Here is a 9,189-nt window from a genome sequence, read left to right on the forward strand (position 1 = left end):
CCCATGTCCGGCGCGCCCCCGCCCGTCCTTCCCGGGGCCGCTTCCCGGGCGCGCGCGAGCCACCGCCGCAATTCGTCCTCCGTCAGCGCGGGGAAGGTGCCGTAGGCCTCCGCCACCTCGCGCAGCCCGGCCTCCAGCGTCAGCGCGTGCACCGCGTCCGCGCGTCCGCGGATCAGCTCCAGCGCCCGCGGCGTCGCCACCCCCACGGCCACGATGCGCTGGCGCGCCCCCAACTGCCGCAGCGCCAGGAGCGCCGCGGCCACCGTGGAGCCCGTCACCATCCCGTCATCCACCAGCAGCACGGTGCGCCCCCGCACGGTGGGAGTCGGGCCACCGCGCAGCTGCCGGGCCTGTCGCTCCACGTCCTCCAGTTCCTCGCGCAAGAAGGCCTGGAGCGCGTCGGACGCCTGGACGTCCAGGTACAGCCCGCCCCCTTCCGTCACCGCACCCAGCGTCTGGCGGCGGCCAGGGACCCGCACCTTGCGTGCCACCCACAGGTCCAGGGGGGCCTGGAGCACGCGGGCCACCTCGAACGCCACCCGCAGGCCGCCGCGCGCCAGCCCCAGCACGCACACCTCCGGCGAGCGGTAGGGTGCCAGCACCCCCGCGAGCTTCTGCCCCGCGTCTGCCCTGTCCCGGAAACGCATTGGATGGCCTCTCACGCAAGGTGCGCGTCCTCGGGAAACGTGGCGGCGAAGACACGGCCAGTGGCTCTCCCGCCGGGATGCCCGGGAGGCCAGGGCGCCGCGACCGGAAGCCGCGCTAGGGTGGGCGCCCATGACGGAACCCGCCCTCGTCGTCGGCAGTGCCAGTCCCCACCTCGGCCGTGCGCTCGCCCAGGCGTTCGGCGTCGACCCGGTGGCCACCAAGATGGAGCGCTTCCCGGACGGGGAGCTGCACATCGAAGTGCCCCCGGAAGCCATCCGGGGTCGCCGCGTCGTCGTCCTTCAAACATCCACCCCGCCCGTGGGGGAGCACCTGCTGGAGTTGCTCCTGCTCGCGGACGCGTGCTGGCGCGCGGGCGCGGCGTCGCTGGAGGCGGTGATTCCCTACGTGGGCTACGCGCGCCAGGACCGGCGCGCCCGGGCCGGCGAGCCCCTGGGCGGACGGCTGGTGGCGGACCTGCTCTCGCACGGCCGCTTCGAGCGCGTCTTCACGGTGGACCTCCACAACCCGGCGCTGGAGGGCTGCTTCGGCGCGCCGCTGGAGCACCTGTCCGCGCTGCCGCTGCTCGCCGAAGCGCTGCGTCCCTATGTGTCCGACACGTCCGTGGTGGTGGCGCCGGACCTGGGCGCGGTGAAGCGCGCGGAGGCGCTGGCGAAGCTGCTCGGCCGCCCGTGGGCGGTGGTGCACAAGGCGCGGCTGAGCGGCAACGACGTGGAGACGCTGGGCTTGCTGGGCCAGGTGCGCGGCATGCGGCCCATCCTGGTGGACGACATGATCTCAACCGGCGGCACGCTGGCGGCGGCGGCCAAGGAGCTGCGGGGCGAGGGGTGCATGGACGACTTCATCCTCGCCACCACGCACGCGCTGCTGGTGGGCCCCGCGCTGGAGCGCCTGCACGGCGTGCCCGTCAAGCGGCTGGTGAGCACGGACAGCGTGGAGCCCCGACAGGGCCTGCCCTTTCCCCACCAGGTCGTGACGCTGGCCCCGCTGCTCTTGCGCGCACTGCGGCCCGACGCGCGTTAGTCTGCCCGGCCATGTCCGACACGCTTCTGACGCAGCTCGACGCCGGGGTCTTCTCCGTCACCTTCAACCGGCCGGAGAAGAAGAACGCCTTCACCCACGCCATGTACGAGGCGGCCACCGCCGCCCTCCAGGAGGCGGACCGCCGGGACGACATCCGCGTGGTGCTCCTGTCCGGCGCGGGCGGCGCGTTCACCGCGGGCAACGACATTGGCGACTTCGTGGAGCACCCGCCCGCGGGCGAGGACAGCGCGGTGTTCCGCTACCTGCGCGCCCTCTCCAGCATGGAGAAGCCGGTGCTGGCCGCGGTGGAGGGAGCGGCGGTGGGCATCGGCACCACCATGCTCCTGCACTGTGACTACGTGGTGGCCGGGGAGAAGGCGCGCTTCAGCATGCCCTTCGTCAACCTGGGCCTGTGCGCCGAAGGCGCCAGCAGCCTGCTCCTGCCGCGCATGGCGGGCTTCGCGCTCGCGTCGGAGCTCTTGATGTTCGGCGACCCGTTCAGCACGGAGACCGCGCTGCGCGCCGGCATCATCAACAAGGCCGTCCCGGAGGCGCAGCTCAAGGAGGTCGCCACCGAGCGCGCCCGTTCGCTCGCCGCGCGCCCCATGGAGGCGCTGAAGGTGACCAAGCGCCTCATCCGGGGCCCGTTGCGTGAGCAGGTGCAGGAGACCCTCAAGCGCGAAGGCGTGGAGTTCATCCAGCGCCTCCACTCCGACGAGGCCCGCGAGGCCCTCATGTCCTTCATGACGCGCGGCCGGAAGTAATCACAAGCCGCTGCACTGTCTTCCAACCGGGCCCGCGGGACGTCAGCGTCCGCGGGCCCGGCTTCGTTTCAATGACAGACGTTGCCTACCGGGGCGCGGGGGGCGCCGTGAGCGGCTTCGCGGGGGTGCCGGAGAGGAAGGACTGGAGGCTTGGGCCCTGGGCCTCCTTCAGCGCGATGCACTGGTCCACGTTCTCCAGCACCTGCTGGAAGTGGCGCTCACCGCCGAGCGCCTTCTTGCTGCGAGGACCGAAGAAGGCCTCCAGGTCCTGGCGCAGCCCCGCGTCGCACTCCCCCATGGCAACCATGGACAGCCGGCTGTCCATGCCCTCCGGCAGCAGGCCGGGCTTGCCGTCCGTACCCACCAGGGCGTCGTAGTGGGCCTTCACGAAGCCGTAGACCACGCCCCGGCTGGCCGCGTGCCGCGAGGCGCCGAAGAGCAGCCACAGGTTCTCCCGGATGTCCTGCTGGGGGTCGAGCAGCAGCTTCAGGTTCTCCTCCACCTGCTGCGCGTCCCGGAGGTTGCCCAGGCCCCCCAGCAGCTGCTGCCGCTGGAAGCGGTCCTTCTCCGTGCGCAGCGCCTCGCGCAGCTTCGTCCCGAGCGCGGGGTCGTGCTTCGCGGCGATGGCGAGCACCGGATCCACCACCTCCACGCTCACCGCGCGCCGGTCCTTCAACCACTGCTCCGCCAGCGCGCGGGCCTCGGCGATGAGCTTGGGGTCCTCGCCTTCGTTGCCGGCGAGCTCCAGCAGCCGCGGACGCATCAGGCGCGTGTCCTCGCTCTCCCCCGGGCGCGGCTTGAAGCCCAGCTTGCGCGCGCGCGCGCCGAAGGTGTCGCGGATGAAGCGGGTGCGCTCCGGCAGCTGGGCCTCGGTCAGCAGCTTCGGCGACAGCAGCGTCAGCATGTCCAACCCGGCCTCCAGCACCTGTCGGTCCGGATCCTCCGCCACGCGCGTCAGCAGCGACAGCGCGTCCGCCGCGGGCAGCGCCCCCGCCTGGGCCAGCGCCAGCGCGTCGCCCAGCAGCACCACGCGCTCGGCGCGCGACAGCTTGGTCAGGCCCGCCTTCATCAGCTTCGCGCGCGTGTCCTCGGAGAGCCGCACGCGGTAGTAGCCCGCGGCGTCCGCGTTGGGGAACACCCACGCGGGGCACGCCTTCGCGTCCGTCAGCGCCAGCTCCGCCTTCTCCTCCGTCATCAGCGTGCACGCGGTGACGTCCTTGCCACCCGCGCCCGGGTACTTCACGCACACCGGCACCTTCCACAGCTGCGGCGCGGGCGGCTTCGAGCCCAGGCGCATGTAGCGCTGCTGCGCCAGGGCCACGCGCGGCTTGCCGCCATCACACAGGAGCGTCGCGGTGATGAAGGGCGCGCCCGTCTGGTCCAGGAAGCTGTTCATCACCGCGGCCACGTCCTTGCCGGACTCCTCGGTGAGCGCCGTCAGGAAGTCCTTCGCGGTGGCGTTGCGGCCCGCGTTCGCCTTCAGGTAGCGCTGGATGCCCTTCTGGAAGACGTCCCGGCCCAGCCACGCCTCCGTCATCGACAGCACCGCGCTGCCCTTGCCGTAGGTGATGCCGTCGAAGGCGTTCTGGATGTCGCCCGAGTCCCGGATGGGCTGACGGATGAAGCGCGCGGACACGGCGCTGTCGGAGTCCAGCGCCCCGTTGCGATCCTGCACGCGCTCCACCGCCGCGTCCCAGCCAGGCTGCCACGTCTCCACGATGCGCGGCTCCATCCACGAGGCGAACGACTCGTTGAGCCACAGGTCGTCCCACCACGCCATCGTCACGAGGTCGCCGAACCACTGGTGCGCCAGCTCGTGCACCTGCACGCTCGCGAACGCGCGCTGGCGGCGCACCGAGTCCTCCTCCGGCTTCGCCAGGATGAGGCGCGAGTTGAAGGTGACGAGGCCCGGGTTCTCCATCGCGCCGCCCATGAGCGGCACCGCGAGCACGTCCAGCTTCTCGAACGCGTACGGGATGCCGAAGTACGCCTCCAGGCGCTCCAGGATGTCCGGCGTCACCTTCGCGGCCCACGCGCCCTCGCTGGCCCGGCCGCGCGGGGTGATGATGCGCGTCTTCACGTGCTTCTGCCCCGCGTCGCGCGCGGGCAGGAAGTCGAACGGCCCCACGCCGAAGGCGATGAGGTAGCTGGGCAGGGGCTGCGTGGGCGCGAAGCGGAAGATGCGCCAGCCCTGCGCGCCGGCCTCCTCCGCGAGCTGCGGCGTGTTGGTGACGGCCACGTTGCCCTCGGGCACGTGGAAGGTGAGCTGCCAGGGCACCTTGAAGCCGGGCTCGTCGAAGGACGGGAACGCGCGGCGGGCGCCCAGGGGCTCGAACTGCGTGTAGACGTACCAGTCCCCGCCCTCGTTGACGCGGAAGGCGCCGGAGGTCTCCCGCTCGGACGCGGTGCCCGTGTAGACGATGTGCAGCTTCGCGCCGCCCACGGCCAGGGGCTTCTGCAGCGACAGGCCGAGGAAGTCCTCGCCCGCGGAGGACGGCTTCACCGGCTGCGTGATGCCGCCCTGTTCGACGGTGGCCTCCTTCACGATGAGGCCCTTGCCGTGCAGCCACACCACCTGCGTGGGCTTCTTCACGTCCAGCGCGATGTCGGTGGTGCCTTCGAAGGTCGCGACCTTCGGATCCACCTTCAACACGATGGCGTAGTTGGTGGGACGCACGTCGTCCGGCAGCCGCAGTGTGGGCGGCGTGGGCGCGGCCTGCGCGGTGGGCCCGCCAAGCTCGGAGATGGGCGGGGTTTCGACAGCACCGGGAGCGGGTGCGGCACCCTGTCGGGCACCGCACGCCGCGAGGAAGGTGACGGCGGCCAGGGCCACCGGACGGAGCAGGTTGGGCATGGCCGCGCAGTGTGTCGTAAGAGCGGCCAGGCAAGGTAGCGGCGTACAAGCGGTGCGTGGCCTTGCTGTCAGGTCGTGTTCGGGGTGGAGTGCGCCGCCGTGTCCGTCCCTGTCTCCGCGCATCCGCCCCCATCGCAAATGAACACCTCGCCCGAGGGGAAGAAGCCTCCCGAGCACCTGCGCCGCATCATCGGCGAGCCGCCCGGCCCCATCGTGGCGCTGCTGACGCGCGGCGTCTGGGCCCTGCTCACGGCGCTGTCCCCCGCCGCGCGCGATGCGTTGGCGCGCTTCGTGGGGAACCTGGCCTACACGCTGGGCATCCGCCGCAAGGTGGCGTTGGACAACCTGGCGCAGGCGATGCCGGAGAAGAGCGAGGCGGAGCGTCGCGCCATCGCGCGCGGCGCGTACATCACCATGGCGCGCGTGGTGGTGGAGTCGCTGCCGGCGGGCGACCGGATGACGCCGGACTGGGACCGTCAGGGCATCGAGGGCGAGGAGGCGTGGGCGGCGCTCAAGGCGCACGTGGCCACGGGCAAGGGCGTGCTGCTGGCGACGGCGCACTTCGGCAACTGGGAGCTGGTGGGGCAGATGCTCATCCGCTTCGGCGTGCCGCTCAACGCGCTGGTGCGTCCGCTGAAGGGTGCGCTCAACACGCGCATCGCGGAGAACCGGCTGGGCGCGGGCGCGGGGCTCATCTATCCGAAGGGCGCCATCCAGGAGATCACCGACGCGGTGAACCGGGGCGAGTCCGCGTTCATGCTGCTGGACCAGGCGCTGCCCGCGAAGGCCGCGGTGTTCGTGCCCTTCTTCGGACGTCTCGCGTCCACCACGCCCGCGATGGCGGTGGCCGCCGAGCGCACGGGCGCGCCGGTGTTCGTGGTGATGGGCGTGCGTCCGCCCGGTCCCGGCGCGCGCTTCCGGTTGGAGGTGGAGGGCCCCATCCCCGCGCCGAAGCCCGGGGAGTTCGCGGACCCCATCACCGAGCACACCGCCCGCGTGACGGCGGCGCTGGAGCGCGCCATCCGCCGCCATCCGGAGCAGTGGCTGTGGCTGCACCGCCGCTGGAAGGTGCAGCCGCCCAACATTTCAAGCAAACCAGCTGAATCCATCACCGATTCAGGGCACACTACAAACTCGTATCCAGCATCCAAACCAAACAGGAAATAGGACAACATGCGCATCGTCTCTGTCATGAACTACAAGGGGGGCGTTGGAAAAACCAGTCTGACCTCCAATCTTGGGGCTGAGTTGGCATGGCGCGGATTCAAAGTGCTCCTGCTGGATATGGATCCTCAGACAAGCCTCACTTTTTCGTTTTTCAGCCCTGAAGAATGGGAAAAGGATCTCGCGAAGGACCGAACTATTAAGGATTGGTTCTCAGGGTCACCGCCTCCTCTCGGCAATCTCATCGTGGAACCAACCAGGTCCGCTTCAATTCTCGCTGGACGCGGCTGTCTACATTTGATTGCTTCGCACCTCGGACTCGTCAATGTTGATCTAGAACTCGCCACAGGAATGGGTGGCGCGACATTAACGCAGGTGAAGCAAAAATACGTTTCTGTCCATCGCAGGCTGGCAGACGGGCTCGCACAAATCCCGCAAGGCGCCTACGATATCATTCTCATCGACTGTCCGCCAAACTTCAATATTGTCACAAAAACAGCCATTGTCGCCAGTCAGTACGTTGTCATCCCAGCAAAGCCAGACTATCTCTCCACGCTGGGCATCGACTATTTAAGACGCAGTGTGGCCGGCCTTATAAAGGACTTTAACGAATTTGCCGGAATGGCCGAAGGAGCGCCGGTAAGCAAAATCAACCCACTATTCGCGGGCGTCGTTTTTACGATGATCCAAGAGTACAACGGTCAGCCGATCGCTGCCCTACGCCCATTCATCAATCAGACAAGAAATCTTGGGGTCCCTGTCTTTGACTCATACATCAAAGAAAACAAGACTCTTTTTGCTGATGCCCCTCAATACGGTGTTCCAGTGGTCCTCCGTCAGCGAGCGAATAAAACTCAGCAGAGTGTCATCGACGGCCTAGAGTCATTCACTACCGAGTTCAGCACGAAGCTTGGCCTCATGGCGCCAGGGATGACAGTATGAAGAACCGCAAGCGCGCTCTCCTGGAGCTTATCGAGCAGGCATTGGACTTCCTAGACTCAATTACTGACGAAGAACTTTCTCACCTCCAAAAGGGCACGCATCGCCTCTCTATTGGGATTGAGAAAACTACTAGAGCAGAAACAAGGGAAAAGCCTACCCACAGCAGAGGCCGCAGCAACACTCCTTGGGTCCAAAATGACCTCGACTTCAAGGCTGTCACAAGTCGCCTGCGATCCTTTCAAAGCAGAGAGGAAGGGGCGGCTTTGCTAGTTGATCGCTACCCCACCAAATCACTTTTGCAAGGGCTGGCGCGACACCTCGACGTGCATGTGGCCAAGGAAGATGATGTCGAAATGATTCGGAACAAGATCATAGAAACAACAATTGGTTATCGCCTTCGCTCAAGTGCAGTTCGAGGCACATCCATTGATGACCATTGACGCTTTTACTTAATTTGGTTTGGCGACAAATTCTCAATCCACCACCACGCGGCGCAGGTGCGCGCCCAGGCGGGTGAGCAGCTCGTAGTGGATGGTCTGGGCCCAGCCGGCGAGGGACTCGGCGGACACGGACTCCTCGCCATCGCGGCCCAGGAGGGTGGCCGTCACCGGGCGCTCGTCCGACGTGGCGTGCGTCACGTCCACCATCAGGTGGTTCATCATCACGCGGCCCAGCACCGCGCACCGCCGCCCGTTCACCAGCACGTGCGCCTTGCCGGACGCGAGGCGCGGATAGCCGTCGTAGTAGCCCACCGGCAGCACCGCGAGCCGCGTGGGCTCCGAGCAGCGGTACGTGCAGCCGTAGCCCACGTAGCTGCCCGCGGGCAGCCACTTCACCACCTGGCTCCTGCACCGCCACGACAGCACCGGCTTGAGCACCGGCAGCGTGCCCAGCACCAGCCGTGCGGAGAGCCGCGTCTCCGGCGAGGGCCACAGGCCGTAGAGGGAGATGCCCACCCGCGAGGACTCGTAGCGCGCGCGGGGCAGCACCAGCGCCGCGGCGCTCGCGGCGATGTGGCGCTGCAAGGGCTTGCCGGGCTTCAGCTGTTCGGTCAGCCGCGCGATGCCGGTCTCGAACGCGTCCAGCTGCGCGAGCGCGTACGCCTGCTCCGTCACGTCCTCCGTGTTGGCGAAGTGGCTGAGCACGCCCACGGTGTCGAACACGTCCGGCGCGTCCGCGAGGAAGCGCGTCTGCTTCGGGAGCTGATCCAACGTGAAGCCCTCGCGGCCCAGGCCCGTGTCCACGTGGACGTGCACGCGCAGGGGGTGCGGCAACTTCGCCGCGCGCAAGCCCGGCACCGCGTCCGCCCAGGAGCTGTCGGCCACCACCACGTCGATGCCCAGGCGCGCGAGGACGATGGCCTCCTCGGGGGCCACCGCGCCCAGCACCAGGACCTGCCGGGGAGGCAGGCCGTGCGCGGCCTCGTACGCGCGCACCGTGAGCGCGTCCTGGGGCGCGATGAAGTAGAGGACGTCCACGCCCGCGTGCACCAGGGGCAGCACCTGCGCGAGCCCGTGACCGTAGGCGTTGCCCTTGAGCACCACGCCCAGCGCCCGGGGCGTGGGGCCCGAGGACTCCAGCGCGCGGAAGGCCGCCACGTTGTGCTGGAGGTGGGATGCGCTCAACTCCAACCACGAGGAGTGCACCGCGTCACCGGGCCCATCACCGAGCTGCACTTGCTCCACGTACACACCTCCACACCGTCCTGCGTCGCTGTCGTCTACCAGCAAAGCGTGGGCCATGGGGGACCGTGGCCTGCGGGCCACGGGGGGGCGG

8 protein-coding genes are annotated in these 9,189 nt (G+C 68.8%); 5 read left to right on the forward strand and 3 right to left on the reverse strand.

The annotated features are described in order from the left end of the window. Positions 1-602: phosphoribosyltransferase (locus D7V97_RS34855; protein ID WP_233583415.1), on the reverse strand; the 602-nt coding region annotated here is incomplete at its 3' end. Positions 603-777: 175 nt separating this feature from the next. Between D7V97_RS34855 and D7V97_RS34860 the strand changes: the two genes are divergently transcribed. Further along, a complete protein-coding gene (locus tag D7V97_RS34860) occupies positions 778-1,689 on the forward strand; it encodes a ribose-phosphate pyrophosphokinase (RefSeq protein ID WP_120614943.1) in 912 nt (303 codons plus the stop codon). 11 nt (positions 1,690-1,700) lie between these two features. After that, on the forward strand, positions 1,701-2,453 hold the full coding sequence (locus tag D7V97_RS34865; protein WP_120614944.1) for an enoyl-CoA hydratase: 753 nt from the start codon (positions 1,701-1,703) through the stop codon (positions 2,451-2,453). 85 nt (positions 2,454-2,538) lie between these two features. On the opposite strand, the gene D7V97_RS34870 is transcribed toward D7V97_RS34865, so the two are convergent. Then, on the reverse strand, positions 2,539-5,307 hold the full coding sequence (locus D7V97_RS34870; protein WP_120614945.1) for a M1 family metallopeptidase: 2,769 nt from the start codon (positions 5,305-5,307) through the stop codon (positions 2,539-2,541). 138 nt (positions 5,308-5,445) lie between these two features. On the opposite strand from D7V97_RS34870, the gene D7V97_RS34875 reads away from it, so the two are divergent. Genes D7V97_RS34875 through D7V97_RS44365 form a run of 3 tightly spaced genes read left to right on the forward strand, consistent with a single transcriptional unit; the run spans position 5,446 to position 7,853 of the window. Then, complete coding sequence (locus D7V97_RS34875) at positions 5,446-6,474, forward strand: lysophospholipid acyltransferase family protein (RefSeq protein WP_120614946.1); 1,029 nt, start codon at positions 5,446-5,448, stop codon at positions 6,472-6,474. Positions 6,475-6,480: 6 nt separating this feature from the next. After that, on the forward strand, positions 6,481-7,413 hold the full coding sequence (locus tag D7V97_RS34880) for a ParA family protein (protein WP_120614947.1): 933 nt from the start codon (positions 6,481-6,483) through the stop codon (positions 7,411-7,413). Then, positions 7,410-7,853: a hypothetical protein gene (locus tag D7V97_RS44365; RefSeq protein ID WP_147445101.1), complete on the forward strand. Its 444-nt coding sequence runs from the start codon at positions 7,410-7,412 to the stop codon at positions 7,851-7,853. The genes D7V97_RS34880 and D7V97_RS44365 overlap by 4 nt, the downstream gene beginning before the upstream one ends. A gap of 33 nt (positions 7,854-7,886) precedes the next feature. Here the strand turns inward: D7V97_RS44365 and alr are convergent, their stop codons facing one another. Then, a complete protein-coding gene (gene alr / locus D7V97_RS34885; RefSeq protein ID WP_120614948.1) occupies positions 7,887-9,098 on the reverse strand; it encodes an alanine racemase in 1,212 nt (403 codons plus the stop codon). Positions 9,099-9,189: the final 91 nt, after the last annotated feature.

It is taken from the genome of Corallococcus sp. CA053C, from assembly GCF_003611675.1.
GTDB lineage: Bacteria > Myxococcota > Myxococcia > Myxococcales > Myxococcaceae > Corallococcus.